The sequence below is a fragment of the Pseudomonas sp. S3E12 genome (assembly GCF_001702295.1).
In the GTDB taxonomy this organism is placed as follows: Bacteria; Pseudomonadota; Gammaproteobacteria; order Pseudomonadales; family Pseudomonadaceae; genus Aquipseudomonas; species Aquipseudomonas marginalis.
Map to the genome: position 1 here is coordinate 40,256 of NZ_MBDT01000009.1, position 17,349 is coordinate 57,604.

Here is a 17,349-nt window from a genome sequence, read left to right on the forward strand (position 1 = left end):
TTGAAGTTATCAATTATTACAGTCTGCTTTAACAGCGCAAGTACCATTCGCGACACGATTGAGTCAGTTCTATCGCAAGACCATACCGACATTGAATACATCATTGTGGATGGAGGCTCGAAAGATGGGACACAGGCCATTGTGGAATCGTACGGAGCGCGTATCAACCGGTTTGTCAGCGAACCGGACAAGGGCCTCTACGATGCGATGAATAAGGGCGTCGCCTTAGCAACAGGTGCAGTGATTGGAATTCTAAACTCCGATGACTTCTATGAGAGCACCACCAGCCTCTCTTCTGTGGTGAAAGCGTTTGAGCATTGCCCTGAAAGTGATGCCGTATTTGGCGACGTCGTTTTTGTTAACCCTGCTGACTTGCGTAACGTGACACGCTTTTATCGTGGGAACCGGTTCGCCCCATGGAAGCTACGCTTCGGGTGGATGCCTCCTCATCCGGCGACATTCATTCGAAAAATGGCCTACGACACTGTGGGCCTGTACTCCTTAAAGTACAGAATTTCTGCTGATTATGAGTTTTTTGTGCGACTATTTATGGTGCACCGACTCAAGTATTCGTACCTTGATAAGGTGTTGGTACGCATGCGATCGGGAGGCGCCAGTACAGATGGGCTAAGGAGTAGCTTAAAGCTGAACCTGGAGATCGTTAAGGCGTGTCGAACGAATGGTGTCTACACCAACATACTCATGCTAGTACTCAAGCTCCCGTTCAAACTCTACGAATTACGCAAGCGGCCCAAAGATGCATCATGATTCGGCACAACAACTAAACGTGACTGCATAACGATCGGTAGCGCTTGCTCTACCAGCCAGGTCAGTTGCTTTATTTGGATGGGGAATTAAGAGATCGGAGGCGCTGCAATCTATAGAATTGGCTTACGGCGCCCAGCCAGCCTGATCATTGCTCCAAGTAATGGACTAATGAGCATTCCTGCGATCAGTGCAAGCGTAATAAACACTGCCACAGGGAGCTGCGCAGTGTTCCAGCCCAGAAACGACAACGTAACGCCCTGCTGATTTTCCAGCACAAACGCCAAAGTCACCAAAACCAATGCCAGAATGACCAACACCAGTGAAACGCGCTTAACCCCACGCATAACCTTCTCCTACCCAAAACCGATCAGACGTTTTCTTCTTCGTCTTCGTTCACTCTATCGCGCAGCTCTTTGCCTGGCTTAAAGTGAGGCACAAACTTCCCATCCAAACTTACCGACTGCCCGGTCTTAGGATTGCGTCCAACCCGCGGAGCACGGTAGTGCAGCGAAAAACTACCAAACCCGCGAATTTCAATCCGATCGCCGGTCGCAAGGCACTGGGACATTTGTTCAAGCATGGTCTTGATGGCCAGCTCCACATCCTTTGATGAAAGCAGCCCTTGATGGGTGACAATTCGTTCGATCAACTCCGACTTCGTCATATTTTTCCCTTCTTTTTCAAGCAGCTAGGAAAAGCGCTTCGAAGGTTTTAGCATGACTTGATGGATTTGAACAGCCCACCTGACAACTTATCTGCAGGATAGATGGTTAGCAGTTGCAGGGACTTTCCGCCCTCAATTGCAGATCACCAGCATGGTGCGCGTTAGGGCCCCGGCGGGGTTCCAGCCGAACAGGTAATCACCCTCTTCATCCTCGGCATCGCTGGACTTGGTGATCACCTTGTAGCCGTGCATCTTGCATTCGCGGGCAGCGCGCTTCTCGCACTTCTCCCAGCTGTTGCCGAGTCCCGAGCAGTCCACCTCAATACCGCTGACGCCGCGCCTGGCGTGGGTCTTGGCACTGGTGGCGGAGCAGCCTGCGAGGATTACCACGGCGAATACTACGATAAGCCTGTTCATCCAGATCCTTATTGAACCAACAATACGGGAACCAATTTTTATGAGGACTACAGTCAGTTATGACACTGAACTGCACACCTTCGTTCTCGGTGGTTGATTCAATGGATCTCAAGCACTGATGGCTGCATCTCTTCCTTTCTGGGTATCCGGAGGATTTTTGTTCTCAAAAATCACTCGCATCCACCGCTGCCACCCCTAACACTCGATGCATACCCAAATCATTCACGACGTAGGTCTCTTCTACATAACCACGCCGATCCCAAGACGTTTCTCGAGAAACTCTGCGGTAATGAGGGTACCTGGCCGCCATTGTTGGCACATGAACCTGAAGAGTGCCGGCCCATGGTGAATATGCTTCCTGATTGAAGCTAATGAAAAGCCCCTTCAGATTTCTGGAGCCCCAACTCAAGTAGCGATCCACTTCAGACTCCGGCATTTCTGGCATTGAGTCTTGATTGATCAATATGTTCGGCTGAAAGTCGATCTTTTCAAGTTCAAAATGCGGCACTAGCTGAATCGGAGATGCAACGCCACTGATCGACTCCCCATCAAGCACCAGAGACTCAGCCACGGCAGAACCGAGGAAGTAGGATTGAACGAGGCTGACTTCTGGCAAGTCGACGATTGCATACCTGGCAATTCGGGTACCCATGAGTTTTCTCAACCAATAGCAGGTACCACCATAGCCACCGCCGATTTCGACGATCCTGAGCGGCTCAACCACGCCTTGACGATCGATAATCTCACGCATACGAAGAGCAGTATAAAGGTGAGAGCACGTTTCTCGAGAAAGAAAACGTCCCCCAAACATGATACCTCTTGGATCGCCGAATCTAGGAGCCTCAACTCTGAATCCAAAATGCTCTTCAATCCGGTCCATCAACTGCTCTTCGGTAAAGACCAATCGCCAATAAGCGATTTTCCCTTGCTCATGAGTTTCAGCCCGGAGTATACCTATGTGCTCGGCAAGCGTTACAACTGATAGTTCTATACCGATGGGAAGATAGGCCCAGCGGAAAGGTTCGGAGTTAAAAGTTGTGCCATACGAATATCCGTTTACTGCATCTGTGCGAAATATTTTGGTGTAACGCCGCGCGAGCAACTCGACATCCCCAGACTCTACCAACTGGCACAACTCGCGATAGTGCTCAAGCCGTAAAACACCCCACATCGATTTTTCGGGTATCAATTCCTGAAAACTTCCTGCTACGGCGTTTAGCGCCTGATACCTTTTAATTATTCGCACAGCAATATCAGTATTAGGATGAGTCTCAGCAGGTAACTCCGGTTCAAGTTTAGTAACTTTCGCTTGAGACTTTACCATCAGCCACTCAGGCCGACGAATAACCCAAGAGGCAGCAGTCAAATCCAGGTATGCATACCCAAATTTAAGCCAGCCCTGCTGAATCTTGAATAATGTTTCAGGTTTTTTTGCTAAAAACTTAAAAGCGCGGCGAAAAACACTGCCTAAAATACGCATATCAGAGCGGTCCTTGCAGTAAGAGCCCAGAACTTAGATTAGGAGAAGACGATCGATCAGAAGCAATCATATGTTTTTGAATAGAAAAGGGCGACCGAAGTCGCCCTTTTTTACAGCCTTACAGAACTTAGTTCTGCTTAGCCATTGCTTCACGCAGCAGGGAGGCCATGGTGGTCTCGCCTGTTGCAGCTTCCGGAGCCGATTTCAGGCTCTGGATGGCTTCTTTCTCTTCCACTTCGTCTTTCGACTTGATGGAGAGCTGGATCACGCGGCTCTTGCGATCGACGCTGATGATCTTGGCCTCTACTTCCTGGCCTTCTTTCAGAACGTTGCGCGCATCTTCAACGCGGTCACGGCTGATTTCGGAGGCTTTCAGAGTCGCTTCGATATCGTCGGCCAGAACGATGATGGCGCCTTTGGCGTCAACTTCTTTCACAGTGCCTTTAACGATTGCGCCTTTGTCGTTCTCTTGAACGTACTCGGAGAACGGATCGCTTTCCAGTTGCTTGATACCCAGGGAGATGCGCTCGCGCTCTGGGTCAACCGACAGGATAACGGTGTCCAGCTCGTCGCCCTTCTTGAAACGACGAACAGCTTCTTCGCCAACTTCGTTCCAGGAGATGTCGGACAGGTGAACCAGGCCGTCGATGCCGCCGTCCAGACCAATGAAGATACCGAAATCGGTGATCGACTTGATGGTGCCGGAGATTTTATCGCCCTTGTTGAACTGGCCAGAGAAATCTTCCCATGGGTTAGATTTGCACTGCTTGATGCCCAGGGAGATACGACGACGCTCTTCGTCGATGTCCAGGACCATGACTTCCACTTCGTCGCCGACTTGTACGACTTTCGAAGGGTGGATGTTCTTGTTGGTCCAGTCCATTTCGGAAACGTGTACCAGGCCTTCAACGCCTTCTTCCAGCTCAGCGAAGCAGCCGTAGTCGGTCAGGTTGGTAACACGTGCGGTGACGCGAGTGCTTTCTGGGTAACGGGCTTTGATAGCGACCCATGGATCTTCACCCAGTTGCTTCAGGCCCAGGGAAACACGGTTGCGCTCGCGATCGTATTTCAGAACCTTGACATCGATCTCGTCGCCAACATTGACGATTTCGGAAGGATGCTTGATACGCTTCCAAGCCATGTCGGTAATGTGCAGCAGGCCATCGACGCCACCCAGATCGACGAATGCGCCGTAATCGGTGAGGTTCTTGACGATACCTTTGACTTGTTGGCCTTCCTGCAGGGATTCCAGCAGAGCTTCACGCTCGGCGGAGTTCTCTGCTTCCAGGACGCTGCGACGGGAAACGACAACGTTGTTGCGCTTCTGGTCGAGCTTGATGACCTTGAATTCGAGTTCCTTGCCTTCCAGGTGCGTGGTGTCGCGCACAGGACGAACGTCGACCAAAGAACCTGGCAGGAACGCACGGATGCCGTTAACGTCGACAGTGAAGCCGCCTTTAACCTTACCGTTGATAACGCCCTTGACCACTTCTTCAGCTGCGAAGGCTGCTTCGAGAACAATCCAGCATTCAGCGCGCTTGGCTTTTTCACGGGACAGCTTGGTTTCACCGAAACCGTCTTCAACCGAGTCCAGAGCAACGTGAACTTCGTCACCGACATTGATTGTCAGATCACCAGCATCGTTGTAGAACTGTTCCAGCGGGATCAGAGCTTCAGACTTCAGACCAGCGTGAACGGTTACCCAGCGAGCTTGGTAATCGATATCAACGATAACACCGGTGATGATGGAGCCTGCCTGAAGGTTCAGGGTTTTTAGGCTTTCTTCAAAGAGTTCCGCAAAGCTTTCGCTCATTTTAATTCCTGTTGATAAGGGCGAAGAATACGCCCATCTCCACACCCCAGACGGTGTGGGTCAGTTTCAGTTAAAAGAAGCCACCGCAGGACTATGACTGGTCCCCTGCGGCCTTCTTGATCACCCGGCGATATCGCGAATGGCGATTTCACTCAAGATGCGTTCCAGCACCTGCTCGATGGACAACTCCGTGGAATCCAGCTGTATGGCATCAGCCGCCGGCTTGAGCGGGGCTACTGCGCGCTGGGTATCACGCTCATCGCGTGCACGGATCTCATCTAGCAGACTCGACAGACTAACACCATCGACTTTGCCCTTCAACTGCAAGTAGCGGCGGCGAGCCCGCTCCTCGGCGCTGGCGGTCAGGAAAATCTTCAGCGGCGCCTCGGGAAACACCACCGTGCCCATGTCGCGGCCATCGGCCACCAGCCCCGGCGGCTCCTGGAAAGCCCGCTGACGCTGCAACAGCGCATCACGCACCGCCGGCAGCGCGGCAACCTGGGAGGCCCAGGAGCCGACCTGCTCGTTACGCAGATCATCGGTCACATCGTCCCCTTCCAGGATGATGCGCTGGGGATGACCTTCCGTTGCGCCGACGAACTGCACATCGAGGTGCGCCGCCAGCAGCTTCAGGGATTCTTCGTTGGTCAGGTCGACGCCATGGTTGCGTGCGGCAAACGCCAGCAGGCGGTACAGTGCGCCGGAATCCAGCAGGCACCAGCCCAGGCGCTTGGCCAGGATGCCGGCGATCGTGCCTTTGCCCGAGCCGCTTGGCCCGTCGATGGTAATCACCGGTGCTTTGATATTCACAATTGAGCCTCTTGGGCAACACGGATGCCGACTTGGGCACACAGTGTAAGAAAGTTCGGAAAAGACGTAGCAACATTGGCGCAGTCATGGATACGAATCGGCGCGGTCGCCCGCAGGGAAGCCACGCTGAAGGCCATGGCAATCCGGTGATCACCATGGGCATGGACTTCACCACCGCCCATCACGCCACCGTCAATGATAATCCCATCGGCGGTCGGTTCACACTTCACCCCCAACACCTGCAGACCGTCGGCCATGACCTGGATACGGTCGGACTCCTTCACGCGCAACTCTTCGGCGCCACGCAAAATGGTCCGGCCTTCAGCGCAGGCGGCCGCGACGAACAACACGGGGAATTCATCAATAGCCAGGGGTACCAGCGCTTTTGGAATCTCGATACCCTTCAATACAGCTGCCCGCACCCGCAGGTCAGCGACAGGCTCGCCACCCACTTCGCGCGGGTTTTCCAAGGTGATATCGGCCCCCATCAACCGCAGGATATCGATCACGCCGGTGCGGGTCGGGTTGACGCCGACATGCTCCAGCAACAACTCGGAGCCCGAGGCAATCGAAGCCGCCACCAGGAAGAATGCCGAAGAGGAGATATCCCCCGGCACTTCAATATGGGCAGCCGTCAGTACATGGCCCGATTCCACCGATGCGGTTGCGCCTTCCACCGCAACCGGGTAACCAAAACCGCGCAACATACGCTCGGTATGGTCACGGGTCGGCGCAGGCTCGGTCACTGCGGTTTGACCTTCGGCATACAGCCCCGCCAGCAACAGGCACGATTTGACCTGGGCACTGGCCATCGGCATTGCATAGCTCATGCCTTTGAGCGCCTGGCCGCCACGAATGGTCAGCGGCGGACGCCCTTCCGGCCCGGTCTCGATCACCGCCCCCATGTCCCGCAATGGCTTGGCCACGCGGTTCATCGGACGCTTGGACAGGGAAGCATCGCCGGTCAACACGCTGTCAAAGCGTTGTGCCGCCAACAAACCGGACAGCAGGCGCATGGACGTACCGGAATTGCCCAGGTAGATCGGCCCCGGCGCCGGTTTCAGGCCGTGCAAGCCCACACCATGAATGGTCACGCGCCCATGGTGCGGCCCCTCAATCACCACGCCCATGTCGCGAAACGCCTGCAGGGTCGCCAGGGCGTCTTCACCCTCAAGGAACCCTTCCACCTCCGTCACGCCCTCGGCCAACGAGCCGAGCATGATCGAGCGATGGGAGATCGACTTGTCACCCGGCACCCGGATACGCCCGCTCAAGCGGCCGCCCGGGTTGGCGAGGAATGTCAGGTCATCGGCGTTCACAGCGGTTTCCATATAGGCCCGGCGAGCCAGGATCTTGCTGAAATGCTCACGCGCCACCCGAGCACGGGTGAACACGCCCAATAATTGATGGCCATCCCCGGCATCGACCGCGTCGCGCAAGGCGTCGAGGTCACTGCGGAAGGTGTCCAGGGTGCGCAACACCGCTTCGCGATTGGCGAGAAAGATGTCGTGCCACATCACCGGATCGCTGCCGGCAATCCGCGTGAAATCGCGGAAGCCACCGGCGGCATAACGGAAAATCTCGAGGTTTTCGTTACGCTTGGCCAGGGAGTCCACCAGGCCGAATGCCAACAGATGGGGCAAATGGCTGGTCGCCGCCAGCACTTCGTCGTGGCGCTCGACCTGCATATGTTCCACATCCGCCCCCAGCTCACGCCAGAGACGATCCACCACCGCCAGCGCGGCCGGATCCGTTTGCTCCAGCGGCGTCAGGATCACTTTATGACGGCGGAACAGCTGCGCATTGGACGCTTCCACTCCGCTCTGCTCGGAACCGGCAATCGGATGGCCCGGCACAAAGCGCGACGGCATGCCGCCAAAGGCCTGCTGCGCCGCCCGCACCACATTGCCCTTGGCACTGCCGACGTCCGTCAGGATCGCCTGGCCCAGGTCCATGCCGGCCAATACCGCCAGCAGTTTCTCCATGGCCAGGATCGGCACAGCGAGCTGGATGACGTCAGCCCCCTGGCACGCCAGCGCCAGGTCCGCCTCGCAGCGATCCACCACGCCCAACTCCACCGCCAACTTGCGCGATTGCGGGTCAAGGTCCACACCGACCACTTCGCCGCACAGCCCGCTTTCGCGCAGGCCTTTGGCGAAGGAGCCACCGATCAAGCCCAGGCCGACCACCACCAGGCGACCGATCATAGGCACGGCAGGTTGCAATGCAGTGACATCAACCACGAGCCAGGACCTTGGCCAGCGCCTCCAGGAAGCGGCTGTTTTCAGCCGGCAAGCCGATGGTGATCCGCAGGTGGTTCGGCATGCCGTAGTTGGCCACCGGCCGCACGATCACACCTTCGCGCAGCAGCCCCTGGAATACCGGGGCGGCCACTTGACCAAGGTCGACACAGATGAAGTTGCCCTTGGAGGGAATCCAGCCCAGGCCCAACTCACGGAAACCATCCTGCAACTGCAGCATGCCGCTTGCGTTGATGCGGCGACCTTCTTCCAGGTACTCGGCATCCTTCACCGCCGCACAGGCTGCCGCCAGGGCGAGGCTGTTGACGTTGAACGGCTGGCGTACGCGGTTCAGTACATCGGCAACCACCGCAGTCGACAGACCATAGCCAACCCGCAGCGACGCCAGGCCATAGGCCTTGGAGAAGGTGCGCGACACCAGCAGGTTCGGGTAGGCTGCCAGGAAATCCAGGCCGTTCGGCAGGTCGCTGCCTTCGGCGTACTCGATATAGGCCTCGTCCAACACCACCAGCACATGCTCAGGCACGTCCTGCAGGAAGTCGTTCAGCGCCTGTGCATCGAACCAGGTGCCGGTCGGGTTGTTCGGGTTGGCGATAAACACAACGCGGGTCTGGGCATCGATGGCAGCCAGCATGGCCGGCAGGTCGTGGCCCCAGTCCTTGGCGGGAATCACGCGGGCGTCGGCACCGACCGCCTGGGTGACGATCGGGTAGACCGCAAACGCGTGCTCGCTGAACACGGCGTTCAGGCCCGGCGCCAGGTAGGCACGCCCAACCAGCTCAAGGATGTCATTGGAACCGTTGCCCAGGGTGACCTGGTTCAGCTCGACCCGGCATGTTTCTGCCAGCAGGGACTTGAGGGCGAAGCCATTGCCGTCCGGGTAACGGGTCAGCTCGGCCAATTCTTCGCGAATCGCCGCCAATACCTTGGGGCTTGGGCCCAGTGGATTCTCGTTACTCGCCAGCTTGACGATCTTGGAGGGATCCAGGTTCAACTCACGCGCCAGCTCGTCCACAGGCTTGCCCGGAACGTAAGGCGACAGTTGTTGCACGCCCGGCTGGGCCAGGGCGAGGAAGTTGCCACTCATGTTAAAGCCTCACAAAACCGCTTTCGGGTAAGAGCCCAGCACCTTGAGTGCCACGGCTTCCTGACTGATCTTCTCCAGCACGCCCTTGACCAGCGGATCGCGGTGGTGGCCGATGAAGTCGATAAAGAACACGTAAGTCCATTTACCGCTGCGCGAAGGACGTGTCTCGATGCGCGTCAGGTCAATCCCGTTATCGTGGAACGGCACCAGCAGCTCATGCAGCGCGCCGGGCTTGTTGCTCATGGAGACGATGATCGAAGTCTTGTCGTCGCCGGTCGGCGGCACTTCCTGGCTGCCGATCATCAGGAAGCGCGTGGAGTTGTCCGGGCGATCCTCGATTTTCTCGGCCAGGCGCGTCAGGCCATACAGGCCAGCAGCCATATCGCCCGCGATCGCCGCCGAATTCCATTCACCCTTGACCCGCTTGGCCGCTTCGGCGTTGCTGGACACCGCCACGCGCTCGACATTCGGATAATGCGCATCCAGCCACTTGCGGCACTGGGCCAGGGACTGGGCGTGGGAATAGATGCGGCTGATGCTGTCGGTCTTGGTGTTCTCACCCACCAGCAGATGGTGGTGGATGCGCAGCTCGACTTCGCCGCAGATCACCATGTCGTGCTCAAGGAAGCTGTCCAGCGTGTGGTTGACCGCGCCCTCGGTGGAGTTTTCCACCGGTACCACGCCAAAGTTCACCGCGCCGGCCGCCACTTCACGGAACACCTCGTCGATGGCCGCCATCGGCTTGCTGATCACCGCGTGGCCGAAGTGTTTCATGGCCGCCGCCTGGGTGAAGGTGCCTTCCGGGCCGAGGTAGGCCACTTTCAGCGGCTGCTCGAGCGCCAGGCACGACGACATGATTTCACGGAACAACCGCGCCATCTCTTCGTTGCCCAGCGGGCCCTTGTTACGCTCCATGACGCGCTTGAGCACCTGGGCTTCACGCTCCGGCCGGTAGAACACCGGCACTTCGCCCTCCGCCAGGGACGCCATCTTCACCCGTGCCACTTCCTGGGCGCAGCGCGCACGCTCACTGATCAGCTCCAGGACTTTCTCGTCCAGGCTGTCAATGCGTACACGCAGGGCCTTGAGTTCTTGTTCAGACATTAGCCGTGTTCCTTTTCGAACTCTGCCATGTAGGCAACCAGCGCGTTGATCGCGTGAATGTCGACAGCGTTGTAGATGGAGGCGCGCATGCCACCCACAGAACGGTGACCCTTGAGGTTCAGCAGGCCACGGGCGTCGGCACCGGCCAGGAATGGCTTGTCCAGGCGGTCATCGGCCAGGCGGAACGGCACGTTCATCCACGAGCGATCGGTCAGGTTGATCGGGTTGCTGTACAGGCCGCTGGCGTCGATGAAGTCGTACAGGGTGCGCTTCTTCTCTTCGTTGAGCTTGCCCATGGCCGCCACGCCGCCCTGCTCCTTCAGCCACTCGAACACCAGGCCCGACAGGTACCAGGCGAAGGCCGGCGGAGTGTTGTACATCGAGCCGTTGTCGGCCGCGACCTTGTAGTTGAGCATGGTCGGGCACAGTGAGCGGGCGCGACCCAGCAGGTCCTCACGGACGATATTGACCAGGATGCCGCTCGGGCCGATGTTCTTCTGCGCACCGGCGTAGATCATGCCATAGCGCGACACATCGATAGGCCGCGAGAGGATGTCCGAGGACATGTCGCACACCAGCGGAACATCGCCGACTTCCGGCACCCAGTCGAACTCCAGGCCGCCAATGGTTTCGTTCGCGACGTAGTGCACGTAGGCCGCGTCCTTGGACAGCTTCCATTCGTTCTGACCGGGAATGGCGAAGTAGTCGTAGGGCTTGGCGGTGCCGGCCACGTTGACGTGACCGTAGCGCGAGGCCTCTTCAATAGCCTTCTGCCCCCAGATACCGGTGTCGATGTAGTCGGCCGTGCCGTCTTCCGGCAGCAGGTTCAGCGGGATCTGGGCGAACTGCTGGCTCGCACCGCCTTGCAGGAACAGCACTTTGTAGTTGGATGGAATGTCGAGCAAGTCGCGCAGATCTTGCTCGGCCTTGGTGGCAATGGACACGAACTCATCGCTGCGATGGCTCATTTCCATCACGGAGAGGCCTTTTCCATGCCAGTCGAGGAGTTCACCCTGCGCACGCTGCAGGACTGCTTCAGGAAGCGCCGCGGGACCGGCACAGAAGTTATAGGCTCTCTTGCTCACATCCAATCTCTCTGATCTGGTGGGACTGAAATCAAACACGGTAGGAGCGAGCTTGCTCGCGAAAAACCCGAGAGCGCAAGGGCGCATCAGGCAGCTCGCGTTATCGTTGACGATTTTCGCGAGCAAGCTCGCTCCTACAGGGGGCGGCGTTGTTCTTTCAAAGGGGACAAACAACAAGGGGGCGAATCTTCATCCGCCCCCTGTGTGTCCGCTTATTCCTGCGGTTCTTCTTCGTCTGCGGCAGCATCGAGGGTTGGCTCGTCGACGTTGTCATCGCCGGTTGCGATCACCTCGCCTTCGAACTCCTCACCTTCCAGCTCTTCGCCTTCGACTTCCGATGGTTCCTGGACACGCTCCAGGCCGACCAGTTTTTCGTCCTTGGCCAGCTTGATCAAGGTCACGCCCTGGGTGTTACGGCCCAGGCTCGACACTTCAGCCACACGGGTACGCACCAGGGTACCCTGGTCGGAAATCAGCATGATTTCCTCGCCATCGAGCACCTGGACCGCGCCGACCAGACGGCCGTTGCGGTCGTTGCTGACCATGGCGATAACGCCCTGGCCGCCACGCTTGTACTCCGGGAACTCGCTGATGGCGGTGCGCTTGCCATAACCACGCTCGGAAGCGGTGAGGATCTGGCTGCCTTCTTCCGGGATCAGCATCGAAATCAGCTTCTGCCCTTCCGGCAGGCGCATGCCGCGCACACCGCGGGCTGTACGGCCCATGGCGCGAACGTCGGATTCCTTGAAGCGGGTGACCTTGCCGCCGTCGGAGAACAGCATGACCTCACGCTCGCCATCGGTAATGGCTGCGCTGATCAGTACGTCGCCTTCGTCCAGCTCCAGGGCGATCAGGCCCACACTGCGCTGGCGGCTGAAGGATTCCAGCGGGGTCTTCTTCACGGTGCCTTTGGCGGTGGCCATGAAGATGAAGTGACCTTCGGTGTATTCATCGACCGGCAGCATGGTGGTGATGTATTCATCACTGTCCAGCGGCAGCAGGTTGACCAACGGACGACCACGGGCAGCACGGGAGGCTTCCGGGATTTCGTAGGTCTTGAGCCAGTACACCTTGCCCTTGCTGGAGAACAGCAACAGCGTGGTGTGGCTGTTGGCGACCAGCAGGTGAGCGATGTAGTCCTCATCCTTCACGCCGGTAGCCGATTTACCTTTACCGCCACGACGCTGGGCCTGGTAAGCAGCCAATGGCTGGGTCTTGGCATAGCCACCGTGGGAGATGGTCACCACGCGCTCTTCTTCCGGGATCATGTCACCCAGGGTCAGGTCGAGGCGAGCATCGAGGATTTCGGTGCGGCGCACGTCGCCGTATTCGGCGCGGATCACTTCCAGCTCTTCGCGGATCACTTCCATCAGGCGCACGGCGCTGTTGAGGATGCGGATCAGCTCGCCGATCTGGTTGAGGATCTCCTGGTACTCGGCCAGCAGCTTCTCGTGTTCCAGACCGGTCAGGCGGTGCAGGCGCAGTTCCAGGATGGCCTGGGCCTGTTCCGGCGACAGGAAGTACTTGCCATCACGCAGGCCGTATTGCGGGTCCAGGGTCTCCGGGCGGCACGAGTCGGCACCGGCACGTTCAACCATCGCCACGACGGCGCTGGATTCCCATGGCATCTTGATCAGCGCTTCCTTGGCTTCCGACGGCGTCGGCGAAGCCTTGATCAGGGCGATGACCGGGTCGATGTTCGACAGCGCTACAGCCTGGCCTTCCAGGATATGGCCGCGCTCGCGGGCCTTGCGCAGCTCGAATACGGTACGGCGGGTAACCACTTCGCGACGGTGACGTACGAAGGCTTCCAGCAGGTCCTTGAGGTTCAGGATGCGTGGGCGGCCGTCGATCAGTGCGACCACGTTGATACCAAACACGCTTTGCAGCTGGGTCTGGGCGTAGAGGTTGTTGAGGATCACCTCAGGCACTTCGCCACGACGCAGCTCGATCACCACGCGCATACCGTCTTTGTCGGATTCGTCGCGCAGTTCGGTGATGCCTTCGAGCTTCTTCTCTTTAACCAGCTCGGCGATCTTCTCGATCAGACGCGCTTTGTTCAGCTGGTACGGGAGCTCGGTGATGACGATCTGCTGGCGGCCACCGACCTTGTCGATGTCCTCGATGATCGAGCGGGCGCGCATGTAAATGCGCCCGCGACCGGTGCGGTAGGCTTCGATGATGCCGGCGCGACCGTTGATGATCGCGGCGGTCGGGAAGTCCGGGCCCGGGATGTATTGCATCAGCTCATCGACGGTCAGCTCAGGGTTGTCGATGAGGGCCAGGCAACCGTCGATGACTTCACCGAGGTTGTGCGGCGGGATGTTGGTGGCCATGCCCACGGCGATACCGCTGGAACCATTGACCAGCAGGTTGGGAATCTTGGTCGGCATGACCGCCGGGATCATTTCGGTGCCGTCGTAGTTCGGCACCCAGTCCACGGTTTCTTTATGCAGGTCGGCCAGCAGCTCGTGCGCCAGCTTGGTCATGCGCACTTCGGTGTATCGCATGGCCGCGGCGTTGTCGCCGTCGACCGAACCGAAGTTGCCCTGGCCGTCTACCAGCAGGTAGCGCAGGGAAAACGGCTGGGCCATCCGAACGATGGTGTCGTACACCGCAGTGTCGCCGTGAGGGTGATACTTACCGATCACGTCACCGACAACACGGGCAGATTTCTTGTACGGCTTGTTCCAGTCGTTACCCAGCTCGCTCATTGCGAACAGCACACGCCGGTGCACGGGCTTCAAGCCATCGCGCGCATCAGGCAGTGCCCGACCGACAATTACGCTCATCGCGTAGTCGAGGTAGGACTGTTTCAGCTCGTCTTCGATATTGACCGGGAGGATTTCTTTGGCCAGTTCGCCCATGAGAAGCCTGATTCCTTTTTCGGGTGAAACCTCGTCGCATCCATATGGGACGAACGAAGCTCGCCGTCGCCGGCACACTGCCTGACAACGACTTACGACAAATCAACGAGTTATGACACGGATCTGCACGTTATGGGCAACCCCTGGGGGCGGCCCTGGAAACCGCCGGATGTTATCACAATCGCCGCCACGCACCTATCCCCCTGATGCGCATGGAGACTAGTAATTTGACGGATGACAGGCTTGAGGAGGACGAGAGGGGCTCAGAGATGGGGTGGTGCTTTTTTTTGAGGGCGGATCCGAGGGTTTTATTGACTTTCAGGGCCAATCGGGGGCAAGCCCCCTCCCACACTTTAATTGTGAACAGTCAAAATGCGGCAGGGGGCTTGCCCCCGATGGCCATTTCACAGACACCACAGCCCTCAATGCAGCCGCTTACGGCACATCAGCTTGGCCAATTTCGCCGTATCCGGCCGCTCAACCACGCCCTTCTCAGTCACGATCACATCGATCAGGTCGGCCGGAGTCACATCAAATACCGGATTAAACGCATTAACCTCCAAACGCTGCCCCATGACCTCCAGCAGCTCACCGGGATCGCGCTCCTCCAGGGCCACATCGTCACCAGTGGCCATCATCAAGTCCAGGCTCGAACTCGGCGCCACCACCATGAAACGCACGCCGTGGTGCATGGCGCACACCGCCAATTGATAGGTGCCGATCTTGCTGATCACATCGCCATTGGCGGCAATGCAATCGGCGCCGACGATCACCCAGGTGATGCCCTTGGTCTTGAGGAGATGCGCACCGGCCGAGTCGGCATTCACGGTGACCGGGATCCCCTCGCCCGCCAGCTCCCAGGCGGTCAGCCGCGAGCCTTGCAGCCATGGGCGGGTTTCATTGGCGTAGACGTGCTCGACCAAGCCTTCCAGGAAGGCCGCGCGAATCACCCCGAGGGCCGTGCCGACACCGCCGGTTGCCAATGCGCCGGCGTTGCCATGGGTCAAGATCGCCTGGGCGTTGCCCTGATGCTTGCGAATCCGCTCAACGCCCAACTGGGCCATGACGAGGTTGGCTTCCCGGTCGCTTTCATGGATAGCGATCGCTTCGGCCTCCAGCACCGCCAGCGGATCGGCGTGCTTCTTGACGCGATCCAGGCGATCGCGCATGCGCTTGAGCGCCCAGAACAGGTTCGAGGCGGTCGGACGGGTATCGGCCAATAGCGCGTAGTCCTCTTCCCAGGCGGCCTGCCAGTCACCGCCCCCGGCGATGCGCTCGCGAGCGGCGAGCACCAGGCCATAGGCCGCGCTGATGCCGATCGCCGATGCGCCACGCACCACCATGGCGCGAATGGCCGCAGCCACTGCATCGACCGTGGAGCAGGCCACCCAGCATTCCTGGGACGGCAGGGCGCGTTGATCGAGCAGGTGCAGCGTGCCATCACGCCAATCGATGGGCTTCACTTTCTCCGCTGCCAACAGTCGATCGCGCATCCATCACCCCATACTCATCAACAAAAGCCGCCGATTATAGCGATCCGCCAGCCAGGACGCTCGGGTATACTTCGCGCTTCTTTTATAGCTGCCCGGGAAGAAGCCTGCGATGACCTCCACTGCTGCCCCGCTCGACTTATTGCTACTGCCAACCTGGCTGGTACCTGTCGAACCCGCCGGTGTGGTGCTCAAGGACCATGGCGTGGGCATCCGCAATGGGCGTATTGCCTTTATCGGTCCACGGGCTGCGGCGTTGAAACTGTCGGCCGCTGAAGTGCGCGAACTGCCGGGCATGTTGCTCAGTCCGGGCCTGATCAACGCCCACGGGCATGCGGCGATGAGCCTGTTTCGCGGCCTGGCCGATGACCTGCCCCTGATGACCTGGCTGGAAAAACACATCTGGCCCGCCGAAGCCAAGTGGGTCGACGAGGCCTTCGTGCGTGACGGCACCGACCTGGCCATTGCCGAGCAGCTCAAGGGCGGCATCACCTGCTTCTCGGACATGTACTTCTACCCCAAGGTCGCCAGCGATTGCGTGCACAACAGCGGCATGCGTGCGCAGATCGCGATTCCGATCCTCGACTTCCCGATTCCCGGTGCCGGCACCGCCGATGAGGCGATCCGCCAGGGCATCGAACTGTTCGGCGACCTCAAGCACCATCCGCGCATCAAGATCACCTTCGGCCCCCACGCGCCCTACACCGTGTGCGATGCCAACCTGGAAAAGATCCGGGTCATCGCCGAAGAGCTGGACGCCGCGATCCATATGCATGTGCATGAAACCGCTTTCGAGGTACAACAGGCCGTCGAACAGACCGGCGAGCGGCCGTTGGCGCGCCTGGGACGCCTGGGCTTGCTGGGTCCGCGCTTCCAGGCCGTTCATATGACCCAAATCAGCGAGGACGACCTGGCTTTGCTGGTAGAAAGCAACACCAGCGTGATCCATTGCCCGGAATCGAACCTGAAACTGGCCAGTGGCTTCTGCCCGGTGGAGCGTCTATGGCAGGCGGGCGTCAATGTGGCCATCGGCACCGATGGCGCCGCCAGTAACAACGACCTGGACCTGCTGGGTGAAACCCGTACCGCCGCGATGCTGGCCAAGGCCGTCGCGGGTTCGGCCACCGCCCTGGACGCCCACCGCGCGCTGCGCATGGCTACGCTCAACGGTGCGCGTGCCATGGGTCTGGAGAGCGAAATCGGCTCCCTGGAAGTGGGCAAGGCGGCGGATATGGTCGCCTTCGATCTGACGGGGCTGGCGCAACAACCGATCTACGATCCGGTCTCACAGCTTATATATGCCACCGGACGCGATTGCGTGAAACACCTTTGGGTCGCCGGCAAGCAGTTGCTCGACGACCGGCAACTCACCCGCATGGATGAACAACAGTTGACCGCCACGGCCATTGCCTGGGGAAAACGCATCAGCGGGCACACCGAATAACGCTGGCTCTGAACCTGCGTGTTCAGGACCGACAAACCGATTTATCAGATTTAGAGGAT

At 58.7% G+C, this 17,349-nt stretch carries 14 protein-coding genes; 2 read left to right on the forward strand and 12 right to left on the reverse strand.

The window, feature by feature from the left end; all coding sequences use genetic code 11:
* A complete protein-coding gene (locus tag BB029_RS11795; RefSeq protein WP_065939291.1) occupies positions 1-768 on the forward strand; it encodes a glycosyltransferase family 2 protein in 768 nt (255 codons plus the stop codon).
* A gap of 110 nt (positions 769-878) precedes the next feature.
* Here BB029_RS11795 and BB029_RS11800 read toward each other — a convergent pair whose 3' ends face one another.
* The 12 genes from BB029_RS11800 to mtnA form a co-directional block, all read right to left on the reverse strand.
* Complete coding sequence (locus BB029_RS11800) at positions 879-1,112, reverse strand: lipopolysaccharide assembly protein LapA domain-containing protein (RefSeq protein WP_065939292.1); 234 nt, start codon at positions 1,110-1,112, stop codon at positions 879-881.
* A 23-nt stretch (positions 1,113-1,135) separates the two neighbouring features.
* Positions 1,136-1,432: an integration host factor subunit beta gene (ihfB, locus tag BB029_RS11805; protein ID WP_017848846.1), complete on the reverse strand. Its 297-nt coding sequence runs from the start codon at positions 1,430-1,432 to the stop codon at positions 1,136-1,138.
* A gap of 132 nt (positions 1,433-1,564) precedes the next feature.
* A complete protein-coding gene (locus tag BB029_RS11810; RefSeq protein WP_065939293.1) occupies positions 1,565-1,849 on the reverse strand; it encodes a hypothetical protein in 285 nt (94 codons plus the stop codon).
* A gap of 163 nt (positions 1,850-2,012) precedes the next feature.
* On the reverse strand, positions 2,013-3,329 hold the full coding sequence (locus BB029_RS11815) for a putative sugar O-methyltransferase (RefSeq protein WP_065939294.1): 1,317 nt from the start codon (positions 3,327-3,329) through the stop codon (positions 2,013-2,015).
* A gap of 127 nt (positions 3,330-3,456) precedes the next feature.
* On the reverse strand, positions 3,457-5,142 hold the full coding sequence (gene rpsA, locus BB029_RS11820) for a 30S ribosomal protein S1 (protein WP_027604177.1): 1,686 nt from the start codon (positions 5,140-5,142) through the stop codon (positions 3,457-3,459).
* A gap of 120 nt (positions 5,143-5,262) precedes the next feature.
* A complete protein-coding gene (gene cmk / locus BB029_RS11825) occupies positions 5,263-5,952 on the reverse strand; it encodes a (d)CMP kinase (RefSeq protein ID WP_003172653.1) in 690 nt (229 codons plus the stop codon).
* Complete coding sequence (locus BB029_RS11830; protein ID WP_065939347.1) at positions 5,949-8,159, reverse strand: bifunctional prephenate dehydrogenase/3-phosphoshikimate 1-carboxyvinyltransferase; 2,211 nt, start codon at positions 8,157-8,159, stop codon at positions 5,949-5,951. The genes cmk and BB029_RS11830 overlap by 4 nt, the downstream gene beginning before the upstream one ends.
* Before the next feature lie 28 nt (positions 8,160-8,187).
* Positions 8,188-9,300, reverse strand: coding sequence for a histidinol-phosphate transaminase (hisC, locus tag BB029_RS11835; RefSeq protein WP_065939295.1), 1,113 nt, complete (start codon positions 9,298-9,300; stop codon positions 8,188-8,190).
* A gap of 9 nt (positions 9,301-9,309) precedes the next feature.
* Complete coding sequence (gene pheA, locus BB029_RS11840; protein WP_003172650.1) at positions 9,310-10,404, reverse strand: prephenate dehydratase; 1,095 nt, start codon at positions 10,402-10,404, stop codon at positions 9,310-9,312.
* Positions 10,404-11,489 carry a 3-phosphoserine/phosphohydroxythreonine transaminase gene (gene serC, locus BB029_RS11845; protein WP_065939348.1) on the reverse strand — a complete coding sequence of 362 codons (1,086 nt, stop codon included), beginning with the start codon at positions 11,487-11,489 and terminating at the stop codon, positions 10,404-10,406. Before serC ends, pheA begins: the two co-directional genes overlap by 1 nt.
* Before the next feature lie 212 nt (positions 11,490-11,701).
* Positions 11,702-14,356 carry a DNA gyrase subunit A gene (gyrA, locus tag BB029_RS11850; protein ID WP_065939296.1) on the reverse strand — a complete coding sequence of 885 codons (2,655 nt, stop codon included), beginning with the start codon at positions 14,354-14,356 and terminating at the stop codon, positions 11,702-11,704.
* A gap of 422 nt (positions 14,357-14,778) precedes the next feature.
* On the reverse strand, positions 14,779-15,849 hold the full coding sequence (gene mtnA / locus BB029_RS11855) for an S-methyl-5-thioribose-1-phosphate isomerase (RefSeq protein WP_065939297.1): 1,071 nt from the start codon (positions 15,847-15,849) through the stop codon (positions 14,779-14,781).
* Positions 15,850-15,958: 109 nt separating this feature from the next.
* Here mtnA and BB029_RS11860 point away from each other — a divergent pair, with 109 nt between their 5' ends.
* Positions 15,959-17,290 (forward strand): TRZ/ATZ family hydrolase, encoded by a 1,332-nt coding sequence (locus BB029_RS11860; protein ID WP_065928118.1) that lies wholly within the window; start codon positions 15,959-15,961, stop codon positions 17,288-17,290.
* Positions 17,291-17,349: the final 59 nt, after the last annotated feature.

Excerpts from the sequence above, each read along its gene's own strand:
- gyrA (WP_065939296.1), bottom strand. The coding sequence starts at position 14,356 with ATGGGCGAACTGGCCAAAGAAATCCTCCCGGTCAATATCGAAGACGAG.
- hisC (WP_065939295.1), bottom strand. The coding sequence starts at position 9,300 with ATGAGTGGCAACTTCCTCGCCCTGGCCCAGCCGGGCGTGCAACAACTG.
- BB029_RS11810 (WP_065939293.1), bottom strand. The coding sequence starts at position 1,849 with ATGAACAGGCTTATCGTAGTATTCGCCGTGGTAATCCTCGCAGGCTGC.
- pheA (WP_003172650.1), bottom strand. The coding sequence starts at position 10,404 with ATGTCTGAACAAGAACTCAAGGCCCTGCGTGTACGCATTGACAGCCTG.
- BB029_RS11860 (WP_065928118.1), top strand. The coding sequence starts at position 15,959 with ATGACCTCCACTGCTGCCCCGCTCGACTTATTGCTACTGCCAACCTGG.
- ihfB (WP_017848846.1), bottom strand. The coding sequence starts at position 1,432 with ATGACGAAGTCGGAGTTGATCGAACGAATTGTCACCCATCAAGGGCTG.
- BB029_RS11830 (WP_065939347.1), bottom strand. The coding sequence starts at position 8,159 with ATGATCGGTCGCCTGGTGGTGGTCGGCCTGGGCTTGATCGGTGGCTCC.
- BB029_RS11800 (WP_065939292.1), bottom strand. The coding sequence starts at position 1,112 with ATGCGTGGGGTTAAGCGCGTTTCACTGGTGTTGGTCATTCTGGCATTG.
- mtnA (WP_065939297.1), bottom strand. The coding sequence starts at position 15,849 with ATGCGCGATCGACTGTTGGCAGCGGAGAAAGTGAAGCCCATCGATTGG.
- BB029_RS11815 (WP_065939294.1), bottom strand. The coding sequence starts at position 3,329 with ATGCGTATTTTAGGCAGTGTTTTTCGCCGCGCTTTTAAGTTTTTAGCA.
- rpsA (WP_027604177.1), bottom strand. The coding sequence starts at position 5,142 with ATGAGCGAAAGCTTTGCGGAACTCTTTGAAGAAAGCCTAAAAACCCTG.